Annotated in this window: 20 protein-coding genes; 19 read left to right on the forward strand and 1 reads right to left on the reverse strand. The window is 71.3% G+C overall.

Annotated elements, in window-relative coordinates; all coding sequences use genetic code 11:
- The first annotated feature begins 223 nt into the window (after positions 1 to 223).
- The 14 genes from O3T09_RS10500 (at position 224) to O3T09_RS10565 (ending at position 12,992) form a co-directional block, all read left to right on the forward strand.
- Positions 224 to 1,027: an ImmA/IrrE family metallo-endopeptidase gene (locus O3T09_RS10500; protein WP_144819123.1), complete on the forward strand. Its 804-nt coding sequence runs from the start codon at positions 224 to 226 to the stop codon at positions 1,025 to 1,027.
- Positions 1,027 to 1,941: a bifunctional DNA primase/polymerase gene (locus O3T09_RS10505; protein WP_020627596.1), complete on the forward strand. Its 915-nt coding sequence runs from the start codon at positions 1,027 to 1,029 to the stop codon at positions 1,939 to 1,941. The genes O3T09_RS10500 and O3T09_RS10505 overlap by 1 nt, the downstream gene beginning before the upstream one ends.
- On the forward strand, positions 1,938 to 2,594 hold the full coding sequence (locus tag O3T09_RS10510; protein ID WP_020627597.1) for a DUF2637 domain-containing protein: 657 nt from the start codon (positions 1,938 to 1,940) through the stop codon (positions 2,592 to 2,594). The genes O3T09_RS10505 and O3T09_RS10510 overlap by 4 nt, the downstream gene beginning before the upstream one ends.
- Positions 2,591 to 3,022, forward strand: a complete 432-nt coding sequence (locus tag O3T09_RS10515; protein ID WP_020627598.1) for a hypothetical protein — start codon at positions 2,591 to 2,593, stop codon at positions 3,020 to 3,022. Before O3T09_RS10510 ends, O3T09_RS10515 begins: the two co-directional genes overlap by 4 nt.
- Positions 3,023 to 3,102: 80 nt before the next feature.
- Positions 3,103 to 3,963: a hypothetical protein gene (locus O3T09_RS10520; RefSeq protein ID WP_043281843.1), complete on the forward strand. Its 861-nt coding sequence runs from the start codon at positions 3,103 to 3,105 to the stop codon at positions 3,961 to 3,963.
- Positions 3,960 to 5,033, forward strand: coding sequence for a ParB N-terminal domain-containing protein (locus O3T09_RS10525; RefSeq protein WP_020627600.1), 1,074 nt, complete (start codon positions 3,960 to 3,962; stop codon positions 5,031 to 5,033). The genes O3T09_RS10520 and O3T09_RS10525 overlap by 4 nt, the downstream gene beginning before the upstream one ends.
- 76 nt (positions 5,034 to 5,109) lie before the next feature.
- Entirely contained in the window at positions 5,110 to 5,808 is a 699-nt protein-coding gene (locus O3T09_RS10530) for a hypothetical protein (protein ID WP_020627601.1), read from the forward strand.
- A gap of 14 nt (positions 5,809 to 5,822) precedes the next feature.
- On the forward strand, positions 5,823 to 6,998 hold the full coding sequence (locus tag O3T09_RS10535) for a M23 family metallopeptidase (RefSeq protein ID WP_020627602.1): 1,176 nt from the start codon (positions 5,823 to 5,825) through the stop codon (positions 6,996 to 6,998).
- A complete protein-coding gene (locus O3T09_RS10540) occupies positions 6,998 to 7,264 on the forward strand; it encodes a DUF6112 family protein (protein ID WP_043281856.1) in 267 nt (88 codons plus the stop codon). Before O3T09_RS10535 ends, O3T09_RS10540 begins: the two co-directional genes overlap by 1 nt.
- Positions 7,265 to 7,345: 81 nt before the next feature.
- Positions 7,346 to 7,615 (forward strand): DUF6112 family protein, encoded by a 270-nt coding sequence (locus O3T09_RS10545; RefSeq protein WP_020627604.1) that lies wholly within the window; start codon positions 7,346 to 7,348, stop codon positions 7,613 to 7,615.
- A 40-nt stretch (positions 7,616 to 7,655) separates the two neighbouring features.
- Positions 7,656 to 9,149, forward strand: a complete 1,494-nt coding sequence (locus tag O3T09_RS10550; protein WP_043281858.1) for a conjugal transfer protein TrbL — start codon at positions 7,656 to 7,658, stop codon at positions 9,147 to 9,149.
- A gap of 3 nt (positions 9,150 to 9,152) precedes the next feature.
- Positions 9,153 to 10,613, forward strand: a complete 1,461-nt coding sequence (locus O3T09_RS10555) for an SCO6880 family protein (RefSeq protein ID WP_020627606.1) — start codon at positions 9,153 to 9,155, stop codon at positions 10,611 to 10,613.
- 52 nt (positions 10,614 to 10,665) lie between these two features.
- Complete coding sequence (locus O3T09_RS10560) at positions 10,666 to 11,502, forward strand: hypothetical protein (RefSeq protein ID WP_070708980.1); 837 nt, start codon at positions 10,666 to 10,668, stop codon at positions 11,500 to 11,502.
- Positions 11,499 to 12,992 (forward strand): ATP-binding protein, encoded by a 1,494-nt coding sequence (locus O3T09_RS10565; protein ID WP_070708981.1) that lies wholly within the window; start codon positions 11,499 to 11,501, stop codon positions 12,990 to 12,992. Before O3T09_RS10560 ends, O3T09_RS10565 begins: the two co-directional genes overlap by 4 nt.
- Before the next feature lie 54 nt (positions 12,993 to 13,046).
- On the opposite strand, the gene O3T09_RS10570 is transcribed toward O3T09_RS10565, so the two are convergent.
- Positions 13,047 to 14,042 carry an arsenic resistance protein gene (locus O3T09_RS10570; RefSeq protein ID WP_101966154.1) on the reverse strand — a complete coding sequence of 332 codons (996 nt, stop codon included), beginning with the start codon at positions 14,040 to 14,042 and terminating at the stop codon, positions 13,047 to 13,049.
- A gap of 54 nt (positions 14,043 to 14,096) precedes the next feature.
- On the opposite strand from O3T09_RS10570, the gene cmtR reads away from it, so the two are divergent.
- From cmtR to O3T09_RS10595, 5 genes are all read left to right on the forward strand, one after another.
- Positions 14,097 to 14,456: a Cd(II)/Pb(II)-sensing metalloregulatory transcriptional regulator CmtR gene (cmtR, locus tag O3T09_RS10575; protein ID WP_043278786.1), complete on the forward strand. Its 360-nt coding sequence runs from the start codon at positions 14,097 to 14,099 to the stop codon at positions 14,454 to 14,456.
- The gene (locus tag O3T09_RS10580; RefSeq protein ID WP_371204940.1) at positions 14,453 to 15,124 is read left to right on the forward strand and encodes a cation diffusion facilitator family transporter; all 672 of its coding nucleotides are present in this window, start codon (positions 14,453 to 14,455) and stop codon (positions 15,122 to 15,124) included. The genes cmtR and O3T09_RS10580 overlap by 4 nt, the downstream gene beginning before the upstream one ends.
- Entirely contained in the window at positions 15,121 to 15,429 is a 309-nt protein-coding gene (locus tag O3T09_RS10585; protein WP_020624338.1) for a hypothetical protein, read from the forward strand. Before O3T09_RS10580 ends, O3T09_RS10585 begins: the two co-directional genes overlap by 4 nt.
- A 240-nt stretch (positions 15,430 to 15,669) precedes the next feature.
- A complete protein-coding gene (locus O3T09_RS10590; protein ID WP_051050192.1) occupies positions 15,670 to 16,227 on the forward strand; it encodes a hypothetical protein in 558 nt (185 codons plus the stop codon).
- Positions 16,224 to 18,020: a type IV secretory system conjugative DNA transfer family protein gene (locus O3T09_RS10595; protein ID WP_020624340.1), complete on the forward strand. Its 1,797-nt coding sequence runs from the start codon at positions 16,224 to 16,226 to the stop codon at positions 18,018 to 18,020. The genes O3T09_RS10590 and O3T09_RS10595 overlap by 4 nt, the downstream gene beginning before the upstream one ends.
- Positions 18,021 to 18,050: the final 30 nt, after the last annotated feature.

An 18,050-nucleotide genomic window follows, 5' to 3' on the forward strand; every position in this document is an offset into this window, starting at 1 on the left:
ACGAGCAACGCGGGCAAACCAGATGGCCAGCACCGGGCAGTTCCCGTGGCCATCACTGGGCAGTCCTCATGGCCGTCAGCGGGTCATTCCCTGGCCACCTATGGGCAGCTTTTCATGGCCGCTTACATACGAGGCAGGTCGCACAAGCGCGCCAGAGCCGACCTTCGTGGCCGGTTACAAGCAATGGAAGGCGCTGGGTCGCTCTCCGCTGGCAGGCGGGTCGATGCAGATCTTCGCCCCGCTGATGGCGCGGTTCGCGTCCTCGACACCGCAGAACCCCGGATCATGGCGCCGCCTGGACAGGTACGAGAAGCCGAAGCCCGGAGAAACGGTCCGGTCGAAGATGGTCCGCGCGATTCCGGTGCGTGTCTGGGACGTCTCGATGACCGACGGCCCGCCGATCCCTGAACGCCCGGCGCCGACGCTGATGGAAGGCCAGGCACCGGACGGCTTATGGGAAGGGCTATCGGCACTGGTGGCGGCCGAGGGCTTCGCGGTGCTGCGGGTCGAGCACGAGGGGATGATCCACGGCGCGAACGGCCTGACCGACTTCCAGGCGCGCACGGTCGCGGTGCGGACGAACATGGACGACGCCGCGCAGGTGAAGACCCTCGCGCACGAGCTCGCGCATGTGATGCTGCACGGCCCCGACAGCCCGGATGCGACCGGGCATCGAGGCGTCGGCGAGGTCGAGGCCGAGTCCGTGGCGCTGATGATCGGCGCCGCGCATGGCATGGACACCACCGCCTACACGATCCCGTATGTTTCGGGCTGGGCGGGCACGGTCAAGGACAAGGACCCGGCCGAGGTTGTGCAGGCCACCGGCGAGCGTGTCCGCAAGGTCGCCGTGACGATTCTCGACGCGCTACCCACCGTTCAGGTCGGCACGGGCGACCCGCCCGGCCTGTCCCGTGAGTCGACTGGGACTTCGCGTGTGGCTGGCTCTAAGCGGATCGCACCCCAGTCGGTGCCGGGCGAGTCGGCGCGTTCGTCGCGTCCTGCGGACGTCGCGGTGAGGAGCCTGTGATGAGCGTCGCCAGCGTCCTCTCCTCGGTGTCGACCCTTCCATTGCCACAGGCCGCCGCGCTGCTCGCGGCTGCTGGGGTGCCTGTGTTGCCGTGCGTGCCGGGCGCGAAGAACCCGCTGTTGAAGCCCGATGAGGAGAACCCGGAAGCGCAGCCCGGCGGGTTCCACGCGGCAACCATCGATGCCCGTCAGGTGGCGGCGTGGTGGCGGCGGTGGCCGTCCGCGAACATTGGCATCCCGACCGGCGCTGTCTCCGGGGTCGTGGTCGTCGATGTGGATCGCAAGCCCGGCGGTGACGGGTTCGCGGCGTTCGAGCGCTCCCGCCGTGCCGGCCTGGTGCCGGGATGGCTGGCCGCGGTCAGGTCGGCGTCGGGCGGGGCGCACTTCTACTTCCCATCCGACCCGGACCGGCCGCAGCGGTCGTGGCAGGCGGCGAAGGCGCATGTGGACTTCCGCGGCGACGGCGGCTACATCATCGTCCCGCCCTCGGCCGTGACAGGCGCCGGCTCCTACGAGTTCGTCGCCGGTGCCGACCGTGCGCCCGCACCGGTCGATGCGGCTCGGCTGCGGGACTTCCTCGACCCGCGCCCGGAGCCTGCCCCGCACCAGGTACGCGGCCCGATCCGGTCGGAAGATGCCACACGGCTGGCCGCGTGGGTCGGGATGCGCGCCGAGGGCGAGCGCAACCGCGGCCTGTTCTGGGCATCGTGCCGTCTCGCGGAGGCAGGCATGTCGCTGCCGGAGATGGTCGACGCGCTTGCCCCGGCCGGCGAACGAGTCGGCCTTGCGCCGCGAGAGGTCGAGACCACGATCCGTTCTGCGTACCGCGTCGCGCACGCCCGGCCCGCATCCGTCGTCGGGCAGGGCGATGCGCCGCAACGGCCGGTGCGGCTCACGGGGCAGGTGCTCTTATGAGTACCGCGGTACGGACGCGGGGCGGCGGGGTCGCGGTCGTGACGGCCTTGGCCGGGACGGTGTTCATCGCGGCCGGCGCGTTCTGGCTCTCGTTCACCGCCCTCGCGGACCTCGCTCGCCGCTCGGGCGTGGATGCCGGGCAGGCCTGGGCGTGGCCGCTCATCGTCGACGGGATCATCGTCGTCGCGACGGTCGCTGTCGTCGCCCTCGCGAGCCAGCGGTCGGCTTGGTACCCGTGGCTGCTGCTCGCGGCCGGTGCGCTGGTGTCGGTGACGGCGAACGCGATCCACGCCGTCGTCGCGGCCGACGCCGACGTGCCCAGCGTGCTCGCCGCGTGTGTGGCGGCGGTACCGCCGATGGTGCTGCTGGCGATCACGCACCTCACCGTGATCCTCACCCGCCCCCTTCCCGCGAGCATCGAGCCCGCCGAGGAGCCTGCGCCTGATGAGCGCGTGCCTGATGCTGCGCCAGCGCCGCTGGCGGTCGGACCGGTGCGCCAGGCGAGCCGGGAGCTCGCAGCGCGCCTGCGCGAGGAGGAGGGCTGGTCGAACAAGGCCATCGCCCGGCGCCTGGGCGTGCACCCCTCCACCGTGGGTCGCTGGTTCACGGCCCCGCCCGCACTGACGAGGCCTGAGGAGAAGGAGACGCCATGAACGACGACCAGCACACGACCGCCCTGCACGAGCGCGTCGAACGCGCCCCGGACTGGCCGGAGCGCGACGAGACGCCGCGGGAGGGCGAGACCTCGGCGCTCGCCCGGCACCGCGACCCGTCGCTGACCAAAGACACCACGGAGGCGGCGAAGAAGCAACGGCCGGGCGTGGAGTGGGTGCGCCCGACCGACCTGATGGTCTCCCGCTCGGCCAGGGTTGCGGGACGGGGTATCGACTTCCAGGCTGAGCTCGCCCGCCGCTCCCGCCGGGTTCCCGGCCAGGCGTACCGGGCAGCGCGCACCGGGGCGCGCACTGGTGTCCGGTTCGTGAGCGAGCGTGCCCGGAAGCTGCCGCCCGTGACGGCGTTCGGCCGCGGGTCCGGGGAGCACTACTCCTGGGTGTCTCGCTCCGGGATCGGGCTCGGGTAACCATGTTCGCCCCCGGCGCGACGGCGCGAAACCAAGCCGCTGGGGGCCGTGTGCGCACCTGCCTGTCAGGAGGTGCCGTCATGGAGACTGCCACGGCCCGCAAACGGCGGGAACGATTCGACGATTCGGAAGCGCTGCGCGCCCTGCTCACCCGCCTCCACGAGGCGGGGCGCGGAGCGTGGCGCCATGACCCCGAGGCCGCTGCGCTCATGGAGCACGCGGCGAGCAAGTACGCGGCGCTGGCCCGCAAACACGGACTGGACCCGTGGGAGGCGGCGTCCGCGGCATTCGAGGCGATGCGCGGTGCCGCGACCCGCCGGGCGGAGGACCCGTGGGCGGTGATCACGCGGGCGGTGCAGGTGACGTGCACCGCGGAGGAGCGCGGCAACGGGCTGCTGTGCTCCGTTCACCAGGCCCGCCGTCCCCGCTACTCGGTGTTCCACGATGCGGAGCGGTTCAGCGATCGGGAGAACCCGCTGCCCGACTACCACCCCGCGTTCCGGTTCGACCCATTCACCGACGACGAGCCCGACGACGAGGACCCGGCGCCCGAGCGAGCGGTGAACGTGACCGCCGCCATCGAGGACACCATCGCGTTCCTCACCCGGGTCGGGTGGGAGCCAGAGACCGCGCGGGCCGCGGTCGAGTACGTCACTGCCCGGCTCACGGAGGCGTCCTCGCGGGCGTCGGCGTTCGAGGTGCTGCGCCGAGACCGGCAAGCCCGCGCCCTCCTCGACCTCCCCGGCGCATCCTGGACGGCGCTGCTGCGGGCCGTGCTCGGCGTTCCCGACCCGGCACTCGCGCACACGAACGCCGGCCGCGGAATGCTCCGCCGCCTGCTGATCGGCCAGCCGCTGCGCGCACTCCTCACAGACGACGATCTCGTGATCACCGCCGGGCTCGCCGCACCCAGATTCGATGCCGGGAGCGGCGGGCGATGAGCACGCCGCTGGAAGGCCGAATCGAGCTGGAGCGCGCCGTCGATTCGATCGTCGTCGGCGCGCGGCACAGGCACGACCACGGCGACCTGATCCCGCTGGTCGAGTCGATACGCCGCCACGGGCTGCTGCAGCCGATCACGGTCACCCTCGACGGGCACCTGATCTGCGGAGCCCGACGGCTCGCGGCGATCAAGCTGCTCGGCATCAAAACCGTCAACGTGTGGGTACGCTCCGGCGTCTCCGACCGGCTCGGGCAGCTCCTCGCGGAGCAGGACGACAACCAGCTCCACAAGCCCCTCACCCAGCTCGAAGCCGCCGCCCTCTACCGCGAGCTGAAGGCCCTGCTGGCCGAGGACGCCGCGCGCCGACAGGAGGCCACCCGGTTCCAGGCGTCCGCCGACGACGCAGAAGACGGTGGTGCCAATTTGGCACCACCGCAGATCGAGCAGGGCAAGACCCGTGCGCAGGCTGCTCGGATGGTCACTGGCCGCGCCTCCTACACGACGTTGGAGCGCATCGGCCGGCTGGAAGACCTCGCCGCGGACGAGTCCCAGCCCGAGGCGGTGCGGGCGCGCGCCGCGCAGGAGGTCGAGCAGATCAAGACCGGCGGCAGCGTCTATCCCTCGCATCTGCGCGTGAACGCGGAGCTGTCGCTGGCGGAGCTCGACCAGCTCGCCGCCGACCCTGCCCAGCCCGCCGAGCTGCGCGAGCAGGCCCGCACCGAAGCGGATGCGGTGCGGGCGGCGGAGCGGGAGGCGAAGGCTGCGGAGCTGGAGCAGTTGGCGCAGGCCGCGCTCGCCCGCGTCAAGGCCGCCAAGACCGGCAGGAAGGCGAAGCGGCCCGCGCTGACGGCGGTGGAGCCGGGTGTCCCGGTGCCGTTCCCGCTGAGCGTGTTCACCGCGACGTGGGACGACATGGCCTCGTGGTGGGAGCACTACGACCCCGCCGATGTCGGCCCGGCACTCACCACCGAGCAATGGGCCCGGTTCGAGGAGACGATCGCCGGCACCGTCACGTTCGCCGATGCCGCCCGTGCCGCCCGGGAGGACCGGGCCGAGCAGACCGCCTGAACAGGGCGGGGGGCGGTGGTGCGCACCTTCCTGGCAACCACGCATCCCTGTTGCCGTCCGGGAAGGACCCCTGTTCATGGACCCCGCCGCCCCCGATGACCGTCGCCGTCGTCGCCTGCTGATCGCCGCCACCGCCGCAGGCCTCGCCCTGCTGATCCTCGTCGGCGTCGGCATCTACGGACTCGTCCACGGCCCCGCCGCGGCCGACCCGGCGTCGAGCGAACGCCCGTCTACCACGGCTGCGCCTGTGACGCCCGGCCCGATGCCGGGCGGTGAGCTGGAGTCGCTCCGGCAGAACCTCGGCCCGGAAGCGTTCGCCCGCGCGGTCGCGACCGCCCTGTTCACCTGGGACACCACGACCGGGCACACGCCCTCGGACTATGCGCAGGTGCTCGCGGATGCCGCCCACGGTTCCGAGGCGGATGCGTTCGTGGGCGACGTGCGCGCCTACCTGCCTTCTGTGGAGGCGTGGGCGCAGCTGCGACAGTATGCGACGCGCCAGTGGCTCACCATCGACGAGGTGTTCATCCCGGAGGCGTGGGAGACCGCCGTCGACCAGGCCGCGCCCGGCCAGATCCCGGCCGGGGCGATCGCCTACACCTTCGAGGGCACGAGGCACCGCGACGGCACCTGGGGCACGACGCCGGTGGAGGCGTCCCGCCCGGTCGCGTTCACCGTGTTCCTCGTCTGCAACCCGCCCACGCCCGGCCACGGCGCGGCATCAGGTTCGTGCGAGGTGCTGCGGCTGTCCGAGCTCGACAACCCGCTGCACTAGCCGGGAGCGTCGTGATGAAGAAGCTCGCCGTCCTCGCCCTCACCCTGCTGCTCATCGGGCCCTCCACGGCCCTGCTGGGCGTCGCCGCGCTCGGCGGCACCTCCGCGACCGCCGCCGTCTGCACGCCCGGCTCACTCGCGGTCGGCCCGATCCCGGACTCGCTGACCACGACGACCCGAAACGGGGAGACGGTCACGCTGAACCGGCAACAGCTCACGCACGCGGCGACGATCATCACGGTCGGCGGGCAGACCGCCGGCGTCGGCCGCGACGGTGTGCTCATCGCGCTCATGGCCGCCCTCACCGAATCCACCCTGCGGATGCTCGCCAACACCAGCGCCTACCCCGAGTCGGCGAACTATCCGAACGACGGCAACGGTTCTGATCATGACTCGCTCGGCCTGTTCCAGATGCGCCCCGCCAGCGGCTGGGGCACGGTCGCCGAGCTCATGGACTCGGCTTACCAGGCCAGGGCGTTCTACGGCGGCGAGTCCGGCCCGAACTACCCGTCCCCGCGGGGGCTGCTCGACATCCCCGGCTGGCAGCAGCTCGACCCCGGCGAGGCCGCCCAGGCCGTCGAGGTCAGCGCCTACCCGGACAGGTATCAGAACTACCAGCCAGTCGCGCAGGCGATCCTCGACGCCCTCACCCGCCCCGCGCCCTCCGGCAACGGCGGCGGGGATGAGACACCGGTCGTGCCCGAGACGACCAGGATCGTGTTCCCGCTTCCCGAGGGAACCTGGGTGCGGACGAGCCCGTTCGGGTGGCGCAACGACCCGATCACCGGGGAACGACGCTTCCACGCAGGCTCGGACTTCGCCGCCCCCGACGGCACCCCGATCTACGCCGTCGCCGATGGCGTCGTGGTGCGCGCGAACTACACCGACGCAGGCGGCGGGATCATCGTCATCGAGCACACCGTCGGCGGGCAGCGGGTCGCGTCGATGTATGTGCACATGTGGCAGCACGGCATCCACGTCGCCGACGGCGACACCGTGACCGCGGGCCAGCACATCGGAGACGTCGGCTCCTCCGGCCACTCGACCGGCCCGCACCTCCACCTGCAGATCCACCCCGGCGGCGCCGGAGCGGACCCGGTGGACTCCGACGCCTGGCTCACCGAACACGGTGCCGGAGGGATTGCGGGCGGCGATGCCGCCCCCGCCCTGTGCACTGCCGGGGGCGCGTGATGGACGTGTTCCCCGACTTCGGCGGCGTGGGCGGCGCCGCAGACCTGCGCTCCATCGTCGGCGCGCTGCTGATGTTCGTGCTCGTCACCGCGGTGCTCATGCTCATCGTCTGCGCCATCATCTGGGCGATCAGCGGAGCCTCCGGCAACTACCAGGCAGCGACCAAGGCCCGCACCGGCCTGCTTGTCGCGGTCGGCGCCGCCGCGCTATCCGGTGCCGGCGTTGCCTGGCTCAACTTCCTGCTGGACGTCGGCACCCGGCTCTGACCGTCCTTGCCTGTGCGGCTGGGAGCGAGTGCGCACCTGACCGTCGAGAACCCCGTCTCGACCAGTCAAGGGAGCACAACCGTGATCGACATCGACCCCAACAGCTCGGGCCTTCCGGGCATCGAGCAGCTGCGCATCATCGTCGGCGCCGTCATGACGGTGGGCCTGATCCTCTCCGTCCTCGCCCTGATCGTCTCCGCGATCGTCTGGGGTCTCGGATCGAACAGCAGCAACCCCCACCTCGCCAGCCGCGGCAAGGTCGGCGTCCTCGTGAGCTGCGGGGCGGCGATCATCTGCGGCGCGGCGGTGACGCTGGTGAACTTCTTCTGGGGCGTCGGGCAGGCCGTCTAATGACGACCCGACATGACTTCCGACGGCGGGGGTGGGCGCGGTGAGCGTCTGCGACGTCCCGGTCATCTCCTCCGTCTGTGACGCCGTGGGCGAGGGCACCGCCTCCCTGATCGCGGCCCCGTTCGACTGGCTGGCTCAGGCGATGGCGGGGGCGGCGGCGTGGCTGTTCGAGGCCGTGTGGTGGGTGTTCGACACCACGACCCTCGTCGACGTCACGAGCGCCGAGTACGTCGGCGTCTACAACGTCCTCTTCGGCGTCGCCGTGTTCGTGATGCTGATCTTCTTCTGCCTCCAGCTCATCACCGGCCTGGTCCACCGCGACCCGACCGCCTTGTCCCGTGCCGCGCTCGGCCTCGCCAAGTCCGTCCTCGGCTCGTTTCTCGTCATCACGCTGACGGCGCTGCTGTTGGAGGTGACCGATCAGCTCGCGGTCGGGATCGTGCAGGCCACCGGGAACACGATGGAAGGGATGGGGACCCAGATCGGGCTCCTCGCCGTCGCCCTCGGCGCCATCAACATCGGCGGCCCTGGCGTCGGGGCGATCCTCACGATCTTCTTCGCCGGCCTAGCCATATCGGCGGCGGCGATTGTGTGGTTCTCCCTGCTGATCCGCAAGGCGCTGCTGCTGGTGGCGGTCGTGTTCGGCCCGGTCGCCCTGGCCGGGGCGACGTGGGATGCGACGAAGGGCTGGTTCGCCAAGTGGGCGGCGTTCGTGATCGCCCTGATCTTCTCCAAGCTCGTCCTCGTCGTGATCTTCCTCGTCGCGATCGGGCAGGTCTCGGCCCCGATCGAGGCCGACCTGGCCTCCATCTCCGACCCGATCGCGGGCGTCGTGCTGATGTTCATCGCCGCGTTCGCCCCGTACATCACCTACAAGTTCCTGTCGTTCGTGGGCTTCGACATGTACCACGCGATGTCGTCCGAGCAGGAGGCGAAGTCCGCGCTGAACCGGCCCGTGCCGGTGCCGTCCGCCCCGCAGGCCGACACGGCCAAGAAGGTCCTCGACGGCGGCACCGACCCGGGCAGCAAGCCGCCGAGTGGTGGAGGCGGCGCGGGCGGAGGCTCGACACCGCCCCCACCTCCTCCCGGTGCGTCGGCTGCGGCCCCGGCCAGCGCGGGAGCCGGCACGGCGGGCACCGGCGCCGCCGCATCAGCCGGAGCAGGAGCAGGGGCTGGAGCTGGAGCTGGAGCTGGAGCGGGCGCCGGAGCTGCCGGCGCTGGCGCGGCTGGTGCCGGTGCGGCCGCGGGGCCGGTCGGTGCCGCGGTGGTCGTCGGAGCCGCCGTGGTCAAGGCCGCAGCGACCGCCGGTCCGAAGGCAGGCAGAGCGGCGGGCGGCGCGGCGGACAGTCAGGCCGGCGCGGCGGCCGAGCAGGCATCCCCGCCGCCGTCGCAGGGCGCCCCGCCGCGTCCCGCACCGTCGACACCGCCTCCGGCCACGCCGCCCTCTCCCGGGCCTGGAGAGTCTTCGCCCGCGCGCCAGCGCCGGCAGGACCCGCCGCCTCCGCCGTCGTCCGCACCGGCCGGGAAGGAGTAACCGATGGTCACGAACTCGCCTAGCGACTACCCGCTGGCGCCGGTGCAGTTCTCGCGGCTCGCCAGGCGCGGCATCATGCTCGGTCTGTCCCTGCCGCAGCTCATCGTCCTCGGTATCGCGGTGCTCACGGTCGTCTTCTCCCTCTACACCGCCGACGGGATGGGCTTGGCCTGGACCGCACCCGTCTGGGGGACCTGCGCCCTGCTCGCGGTGATCCCTGCCGGGGGCCGGAAGGTGATCGAGTGGGTGCCGATCCTCGCCCGCTGGGCCGCCCGGACCTATCTCGGGCAGCTCATCTACCGGCGCCGCGTCATCAAGCCCCGCCCCGCCGGGACCCTCGCCCTGCCCGGGGATGCGGCACCGCTGCGGGAGTGGGAAGACCCCGAGACCGGCGCGGCGATGGTCCACGACCCGCACGCGCAGACCCTCACCGCGATCCTCGGCGTCTCCCACCCCGCGTTCGTGCTCCTTGATCCGGGTGAGCAGCAGCGTCGCGTCTCCGGCTGGGGCCGCGTACTGGCCGCCGCCTGCAGGTCCGGGCGGATCGCCCGCATCCAGGTGTCCGAGCGCACTCTGCCGGATTCCGGGACGGGGCTGGCGGAGTGGTGGCGCACGCACGGCACCGACGACGGCTCCTGGGCCGCGACCACGTACGCCGAGCTCATCGAGCGTGCCGGCCCCGCCGGAGAGCGCCACGCGACGACCATCTCGCTCGCGCTCGACATGAAGGCCGCCGCCCGGCAGATCAGAACGAGCGGTGGCGGGATACGCGGCGCGGCTGCGGTGCTGCGGCAGGAGATGAGCACGCTGACGACGGCGTTGCGCGCCGCGGAGCTCAGTAGCACCGGGTGGCTGACGCCGGGCGAGGTCGCCGTCGTCCTGCGCTCGGCTTACGACCCCGCCGCCGCCCCGGCGCTGGAGCGCCACGGGGACCTGGGCCGTGACCTGGCGACCGCAGGTCCGGTCGCGGTTACCGAGACCTGGGACCGGCTGCGGTCGGACTCCGCGCACCATGCGGTGCTGTGGATCACCGAGTGGCCTCGCTCGCAGGTGTATCCCGGCTTCCTCGCGCCGCTCGTGCTGTCCAACGGCATCCTGCGCACCCTCGCCCTGCACTACACCCCGGTGCGCGCCGACCAGGCCGCGCGGGACCTGCGGAAGAAGAAGACCGAGCTCATCTCCGATGCCGCCCAGCGGCGCAAGATCGGGCAGATCGACGACGCGGCCAGCAGCGCCGAGCTGGACGACGTGCTCCAGCAGGAGGCGGACCTGACTGCCGGGCACGGCGTCCTGCGCGTCTCCGGCCTCGTCTCCGTCTCTGCGCCGACCGTGGACGAGCTCGACGCGGCGGTGGCCGCGGTCGAGCAGGCGGCGATCCAAGCGTCCTGCGAGACCAGGCGGCTCGTCGGTCAGCAGGCGCAGGCATTCACCGCTGCCGCGCTGCCGTTGTGCCGGCCGGTCTGACCCGGCGCACCTGCTCACCAACCGTCACGCCTTCCTGTGAGGAGCCCCGATCATGCCGACCTTCGATGACCCGCTCGCGGACGCCGCTGAGGCGTCCGCCGCGCTGCGGGGCCTGGCCCACGCGACCCGCACGTTCGAGAGCCCCGCCGACACCCACCCGGTGATCGGAGATCTGCTCGCCGGCGTCAGGTCGCTGCGGCAAGTGCTCGACCAGCTCGCAGCCGCCCACATCAGCGCCCGCGCCAGGGCGCACGACGACGCCGGGAACCAGGCCGCCGGCGCAACCTCGGCCCTCGCAGCTGCCGATGAGCTGCACCAGGCCGGCACCCTGCTGGACACCGTGGAGTGGCGGCTGGACGCCGCCTCCCAGCACTCCGGTCGCATCGCCTGGCACCCCGCACCTGCCGTCGAGGACGGCCCGGCGAGGCGGTGGGTCAGCGTCGTGTTCCTGGAAGGCGCCGAGGCCGATGAGGTGCTGGAGCTGATCGACCGCGACGGGACGGATGCAGCGATCGAGCACCTGGCCGGGCACGACTACGGAGCGGAGACCACCCAGGCCGCGCTCGAGAACGGATACGTCTACGACGAGCCCCCGGCAGGTGTGCTCGACAAGGTGGCCACCCACGACGTCTACACGCTCACCTACAACCCCTTCCTCGGGCACGTCTCGCTGCTGCGCAAGCACGACACCGTGCCCGACCCGGCGCTCCTCGGCATCGACACCCCGGCCTCCGCACCCGCATCGGAGTCGAGGCGGGAAGCGGAACGCGCCGCGCACAAGTCCACGCGTGCAGTCGGCCCCGCGGTCAGCCGGGGGCGAGACGGGGCCGACTGGTTCACCCGCCGCCCCGGCGCCGCCTCCGCACACGGACGGGGGCTGGCGCTGTGACCGGGCAGGACGACAGCCGCCTGCACACCGCCGTGCTCGTCGGTCCCGAAGGCGAGCGGCGCCGGGCACGCAAGGCCCGCCGGCAGGCGGCGGCGAAGGTCGAGACCGATGCCCGCCAGCATCGCAAGGCACAAGCTCGGGCGAAGTGGGAGGCGGAGCAGGCTGAACGCCGCAACACGAGCTACCTGCCCGCCTCCGGCGAGGCGGGGCCCGCGGCGTTGCGGACGCCGGGCCGGTTCCGGCTCCCCAAGCACCAAGACACCTCCGCGACGCTCGCCGGCCAGTACCCCTTCCTGGCCGAGGCCGGCCTCGGCAGCCAGGGCGTCTTCGTCGGCCAGGACCTCTACAGCGGCGGATCGTTCGTCTACGACCCCTGGGTGCTCTATCAGCGCGGCCTCATCACGGCGCCGAACGTCGTGCTCGCCGGGATCGTCGGCTCCGGCAAGTCTTCCCTGGCGAAGTCGCTGTACACGCGCAGCCTGCCGTTCGGACGCAGGGTCTACGTCCCCGGCGACCCTAAGGGCGAACACACGGCTGTCGCGGAGGCGGTCGGCGGACGGGCGATCATCCTCGGCCACGGCCTTCGCAATCGTCTGAACCCGCTCGATGAGGGCCACCGGCCATCTGCCGTGTCGGATACGGAGTGGGCGATGCAGGTCGCCTCCCGCCGCCGCGACCTCATCGGCGCCCTCGCAGAGACCGTGCTGGACCGGGCGCTGTCGCCGTTGGAGCACACCGCCATCGACCTCGCCCTCCGAGACGCCGTCCGCAGCGCCGAGGTGCCGATCCTGCCGATGGTCGTCGACCGCATCCTCACCCCCAACACGGGGGACGATGAGGACGGTCGGCTCGCGGAAGACGGTCGTCTCGTCGGCCACGCGCTCCGTCGGCTTGTCGCCGGAGACCTCCAAGGCCTGTTCGACGGCCCCTCCACGGTCAGGTTCGACCCGTCGCTGCCGATGGTGTCGCTCGACCTATCGCGGGTCGCGGAGAACAGCACGCTGATCTCGGTGCTGATGACCTGCTCGTCCGCATGGATGGAGTCCGCTCTGTCCGACCCGGCGGGCGGGCAGCGATGGGTGGTCTACGACGAGGCGTGGCGGCTCATGCAGTACCCGGCGCTGCTTCGCCGCATGGACGCCCAGTGGAGGCTGGCGCGGCACTTCGGAATCGCGAACATGCTCATCTTCCACAAGCTCTCCGACCTCGACAACGTCGGCGATGCCGGGACCGCGATGCGCGCCCTCGCCTCGTCGCTGCTGGCGAATGCGGAGACCCGGATCGTGTACCGGCAGGAGCCGGACCAGCTCGGCTCCACCGCCCTCGCGCTCGGGCTCACCGGCACCGAGCAGAAGCTGCTCCCCGGCCTGGGGACCGGTCAGGGGCTCTGGCGGATCAAGGACCGCTCCTTCGTCGTGCAGCATCAGCTCCATCCCGCCGAGCTCGCCGCGTTCGACACCACCGGCCGCATGACCAGCGAACCCACGTAAGATCACGAATCCTGAAGGCAGTTGAGGCGGGAACCCACGGGCCGAGGGGCCATTTCAGAGTATCTGAGGTCGTGAGTTCGCGGTGTCGATGTCGTCGGGGAGCAGTCGCGGGATGAGCCGCACGAACACGACCATGACGATGAGCTCGACGAGGGTCTGTGTGACAACGACGAGCGGAGCAAGGTCGAACGCGGCGGGTAGGGCGAGGACGAGCGGGAGGACGACGAGGGAGTTGCGGGTCGCGCCGCTGAACACGATCGCGCGGCGACCGGGGACGTCGATCCGGGCAACCTTCCCGGCGGCGGCACCGATCGGGACCATGACCGCGGCGAACAGGATGTAGACGGGGATGGCGAGCAGGAGCGCGCCGAGCTGTCGTCCGACGCCGGCGATCTGGGAGGCCACCACGACAGCGAGGCTGAGCATCATGAGCGGCACCATCGCCCCCAGCACGGTGCCCTGGATCGCTACGCCCCAGCGGGTGCCGGCGGCGGCAAGCTGGGTGAACCCCGCGGCAACGAGAGGCAGCGCGATAAGCAGCAGGAACGCCTCGATGAACGGGGCGAAGTCGACCGTGGCGACGAACTCGGCTCCGACGAACAGCCAGAGGTAGAGCGGCAGCAGGAGCATCTGCGCGAGCATCAGCAGTGGTGCGGCCGCGAGCAGCCGATCCTTGGCTCCACCGGCGATGCCGGTGAACACGATGACGTAGTCCACGCATGGCGTGAGGAGGACGAACAACACGCCGATCAGGAGCACCTGATCGTGGGCGACGATCCGCGAAAGGACGTAGACGACGATCGGGACGGCGACGAAGTTCACCGTCAAGACGGTGACGAGGAAGCGCCAGTCGCGGAACGCCTGCCCGATCTTCGCGAACGGCACCCCGAGGAAGGTCGCGTAGAGCAACAGCCCGAGCACGGGGTTGATCGCCAACTCCGCCGGGTGCGCAATCGCCGGGATCAGCAGCCCGATGCCCGCGCCGAGGACGAACGCGGCGAGGTAGAGGGGCACCTGCCACCGCTCCATCCACTCGACCGCCGTCCGCATGAGTCTTATCCTTCCAGCCTTCCAATAGGTCACTGATCGCTGTATAGCCAGTGTGTGCTGACTCTTGCTTCTCGGGTGGACGTGATGAACCGGCTCGGCCGGGCGATGGCCGACCCGACCCGCTCGCGCATCCTGCTGTCGCTGCTGGAGCAGCCGGGGTATCCGGCGAAGCTCGCCCGCGACCTGGACCTGACCCGTACAAACGTGTCGAACCACCTGTCGTGTCTGCGTGGTTGCGGGATCGTGGTTGCCGAGCCCGAGGGTCGGCAGACTCGGTACGAGATCGCCGACCCACACCTGACGGCGGCGCTCGTCGCGCTGGTGGATGTGACGCTCGCCGTCGACGAGAGCGCGCCGTGCCTGGACCCGGCCTGCAGCGTGCCCGGCTGCTGCGACACCGAGGCCACCGCATGATGAGCGCGCCGGCCCTGACCGACGAGCGCCGCGCCCAGCTGCACCGGCGGGTGCGGTTCATCGTCTTCTTCACGATCACCTGGAACGTCATCGAGGCTGTCATTGCGCTCTCGGCCGGCGCGGTTGCGTCGTCTGCGGCGCTGATCGGGTTCGGTCTGGACTCGGTGATCGAGGTCGCCTCTGCCGCCGCGATCGCCTGGCAGTTCACTCGCAGAGACCCCGAACGGTGGGAGAAGGCCACCGTCCGGGTGATCGGGGGCGCGTTCTTCGCCCTGGCCGTGTACGTCGCCGTCGATGCGATCCTCGCCCTCACCGGCGTCCGCGACCCGGATCACAGTCCGGTCGGTATCGGGATCGCGATCGCCAGCCTGATCGTGATGCCCGTCCTGGCCTGGTTCGAGTTTCGCACCGGCCGGGAGCTGCGCTCCAAGAGCGTGCAGGCCGATGCGAAGCAGCTTCTGCTGTGCATCTACCTCTCCGGCACCGTCCTCATCGGGCTCGTCCTCAACGGCCTGTTCGGGTGGGCGTGGGCCGACTCCATCGCCGCGCTCGTGGTGGCGGGCCTGGCGATCCGTGAGGGTATCGAGGCTTGGCGCGGCGACATCGAATCCCCCTTCGAGGTGCTCGAAGACCTCGACCACGACGACCACGAGGAGGTCACCCCGTGACCCACATCGGCCCGCTCAACGGCCTGCCCATCGCCTGCACGCTGACCCCCACCGCCGGCAAGGCGCAGATCGAGAAGTGGCGAGCATTCGACGAGGACTACGCACTCGAAACGGAACGCACCGACACGCGGCTGACCATCCACTACGCCAAGGTCGAGGACTCCATCGCCCGCCTTCGCGGGCTGGTCGAGGCCGAAAGCTCCTGCTGCTCCTTCGTCGACTGGCGCATCGAGGAGCAGCACTCGGACCTGCGGCTCGTGGTGACCGGCTCCCCGCAGCAACTCGCCGCCCTCAACGTCGGATAGTCCAGCCCGAGCCGAGCGTTCACCATTCCTGCGATTCCTTCACGAATCGTGAACTCCTCGCACTAATCCTGAACGTTCGTCAGCCGCGGAGCACTGGCCGTACTCGCCCGCGTACCTGATGGATATGAGACTGCGACCGACTTACACCGCGAACGAACTCACGGCGGTTGGGACAGATGCGCACGAGTTCGGGAATCTCGACGTGCCTTCAGGAATCCCGAACGATCGGCAGGATTCCTGATGCTCCGGCCCCGCTACAAGCGATCCTGGGGCGAACCCGCATCCCGAAGCGGGAGTGCCGAGCCCGTGCCGGTCGTGCTCCCGCTCGTCGCCATCACCATCGCCGAGGACGGCCGCATGACCGTCACTGTCGACGGGGCGCCGTTCGAGCCGGAGCCGTTCGCGCCACCGTGGCGGCGGGAGGACTTCGCCCGCGTCCTCGACCAGCTCACCGACCTGCGCCGCTCCCCGGTGCGGGTCGAGGTGCGCGAAGCGGACGGAACCGTGTTCACCGACATCATCACCCCGAGCAGGCGCCGCCGCACCGAACCCGATCCAGAGCCGGCATCGGAAGAACCGGCCCGCCGACCGGCGGCGGAACTCGTCGCGCTGCACGGGGAAGGGTTCGTTCCCGGCGAGGACGTCGCGATCGCCGTCGTCATCGCCCACGGCGATGCCGCCCCGGACGGCACCATGCGCGGCCTCGTCGAAGCCCACCAGCTCGCCGGGACCCCGACCCGCGAGGTCATCCTGCTCGGCCGCGTCTCCGGCACCCTCACGATCGGCCACCCCGAATGAGCACGCCCCGGCCCACGGGAGCGCTCGGGGACGAGCTGAGCAACCTCGGCATCGGCATCCTCATCGGCACGGCGGTCCTCGCCGCCATCCTCCGCGGCGCCGGGTCCGTCGCCGCCTGGATCACCGGCGTCAACCAGCCCACTGGCGGAGTCGAAGCCGGACTGGGCGTGCTGCTGGGCCCCGGTGACCCAGCGACCGCGCTCGGCGCACCGGGCCTGAGCGCCGTGGCGTACTGGATCACCGCCGGTCTGCTGGTCCTCGGCGCCGGAGTGGCCGGCTGGTGGACGTGGCGGTTCTTCCGCGAGCACGGCCGTCAAGTGAATACCGACCCGTACCGCATCGCCGGGATCGCCACCCGCAACGAGGTCGCTAAGGCCGCCTCGGAGGCGGCGCTGCTGCGCCGGGCCGGTCACCTGCGGCCCTCGCTCCACCAGCCGCAGCCGAAGGATGTCGGCTACCGGATCGGCGCCTCACATGGCACGAGCGTCTGGGCGTCCGTCGAAGACAGCATCCTGCTGATCGGCCCGCCCCGCTCCGGGAAGGGCGCCCACATCGTCATCAACGCCATCTTGGACGCCCCTGGCGCGGTCGTCACCACATCGACGCGGCCGGACAACCTGACCGCGACGCTCCGCGCCCGGCAGAAGATCGGCCCTGTCGCGGTGTTCGACCCCCAGCACCTCGCCGAAGGCCTACCCGCCGGGCTCAGGTGGTCACCCATCCGCGGGTGTGAGGACCCTTTGACGGCGATGATCCGCGCGACCGGCCTTGCCGCCGGCACCGGTCTCTCGGCCGGCGGGGTCGAGGGAGGCGGGTTCTGGGAGGGCAAGACGAGGACCGCGCTCCAGGCGCTCCTCCATGCCGCCGCCCTCGATCACCGGCCGCCCTCGGAGCTGTTCCGTTGGACCCTCGACCCCTCCGCCGCCGCGGACGCAGTGGCGATCCTCACCGCGAACCCGCGAGCGGCGACTGGGTGGGCGGACTCGTTGCAGGCGATGATCGACTCCGACCCCCGCACGCGCGACTCCATCTGGCAAGGCGTCTCCCTCGCCCTCGCCGCGCTGGCAGACCCGCGCGTGCTCGACGCCGTCTCGCCGCGCGAGGACGAGGACTTCGACCCCGAAGCGTTCCTCCGCGACCGAGGAACCCTCTATCTGCTCGCCACCGGAGCCGGCGCCAACAACTCCGCTGCGTTGGTGGCGGCGTTCGTGGAAGACGTCGTGGAAGCCGCCCGCCGCCTCGCCGCCACGAGCCCCGGCGCCCGCCTCGACCCGCCACTGCTGCTCGCACTCGATGAGGTCGGCAACCTCGCACCCTTGCCCTCGCTGCCGACGCTCATGGCAGAGGGCGGCGGAACCGGGATCACGACCATGCCCGTACTCCAAAGCCTCGCGCAGGCGCGGGAGAAGTGGTCGGAGAACGCGGCCGGCGCGATCTGGGACGCCGCTATCGTCAAGATCGTCCTCGGCGGAGCGTCGAACTCCAAGGACCTGCACGACCTGACCACGCTCATCGGCGAGCGCGACGAAGTGACCGACTCCACCACGGTCGGAGACCACGGCTCCCGCTCCGCACAGCGCTCCATCCGCCGCGTGCCGATCATGCCGCCCGACACGATCCGCACCCTCCCGTTCGGGACTGCACTGGTGCTGCTGCGCTCCGCACCACCCATCGTCACCCGATTGCGGACCTGGACCGACCGGCCCGACGCGAAACAGCTGCGCGACGACCGGGCCGACATCGAGGCGACGCTGCAGCACCGCTCGGAGGAGCCGCCGGGCGCACCTGCCTGACAGAGCGGCCCCACCGTGGGGTCGCCGCCG

This window comes from Micrococcus sp. H39-S4, from assembly GCF_027158145.1.
In the GTDB taxonomy this organism is placed as follows: domain Bacteria; phylum Actinomycetota; class Actinomycetes; order Actinomycetales; family Micrococcaceae; genus Micrococcus; species Micrococcus luteus.

Coding starts and splice junctions, on each gene's coding strand:
- O3T09_RS10520 (WP_043281843.1), top strand. CDS start 3,103: ATGGAGACTGCCACGGCCCGCAAACGGCGGGAACGATTCGACGATTCG.
- O3T09_RS10540 (WP_043281856.1), top strand. CDS start 6,998: ATGGACGTGTTCCCCGACTTCGGCGGCGTGGGCGGCGCCGCAGACCTG.
- O3T09_RS10500 (WP_144819123.1), top strand. CDS start 224: ATGCAGATCTTCGCCCCGCTGATGGCGCGGTTCGCGTCCTCGACACCG.
- O3T09_RS10510 (WP_020627597.1), top strand. CDS start 1,938: ATGAGTACCGCGGTACGGACGCGGGGCGGCGGGGTCGCGGTCGTGACG.
- O3T09_RS10590 (WP_051050192.1), top strand. CDS start 15,670: ATGCTCCGGCCCCGCTACAAGCGATCCTGGGGCGAACCCGCATCCCGA.
- O3T09_RS10530 (WP_020627601.1), top strand. CDS start 5,110: ATGGACCCCGCCGCCCCCGATGACCGTCGCCGTCGTCGCCTGCTGATC.
- O3T09_RS10505 (WP_020627596.1), top strand. CDS start 1,027: ATGAGCGTCGCCAGCGTCCTCTCCTCGGTGTCGACCCTTCCATTGCCA.
- O3T09_RS10515 (WP_020627598.1), top strand. CDS start 2,591: ATGAACGACGACCAGCACACGACCGCCCTGCACGAGCGCGTCGAACGC.
- O3T09_RS10525 (WP_020627600.1), top strand. CDS start 3,960: ATGAGCACGCCGCTGGAAGGCCGAATCGAGCTGGAGCGCGCCGTCGAT.
- O3T09_RS10570 (WP_101966154.1), bottom strand. CDS start 14,042: ATGCGGACGGCGGTCGAGTGGATGGAGCGGTGGCAGGTGCCCCTCTAC.
- O3T09_RS10595 (WP_020624340.1), top strand. CDS start 16,224: ATGAGCACGCCCCGGCCCACGGGAGCGCTCGGGGACGAGCTGAGCAAC.
- O3T09_RS10560 (WP_070708980.1), top strand. CDS start 10,666: ATGCCGACCTTCGATGACCCGCTCGCGGACGCCGCTGAGGCGTCCGCC.
- O3T09_RS10555 (WP_020627606.1), top strand. CDS start 9,153: ATGGTCACGAACTCGCCTAGCGACTACCCGCTGGCGCCGGTGCAGTTC.
- O3T09_RS10580 (WP_371204940.1), top strand. CDS start 14,453: ATGATGAGCGCGCCGGCCCTGACCGACGAGCGCCGCGCCCAGCTGCAC.
- O3T09_RS10535 (WP_020627602.1), top strand. CDS start 5,823: ATGAAGAAGCTCGCCGTCCTCGCCCTCACCCTGCTGCTCATCGGGCCC.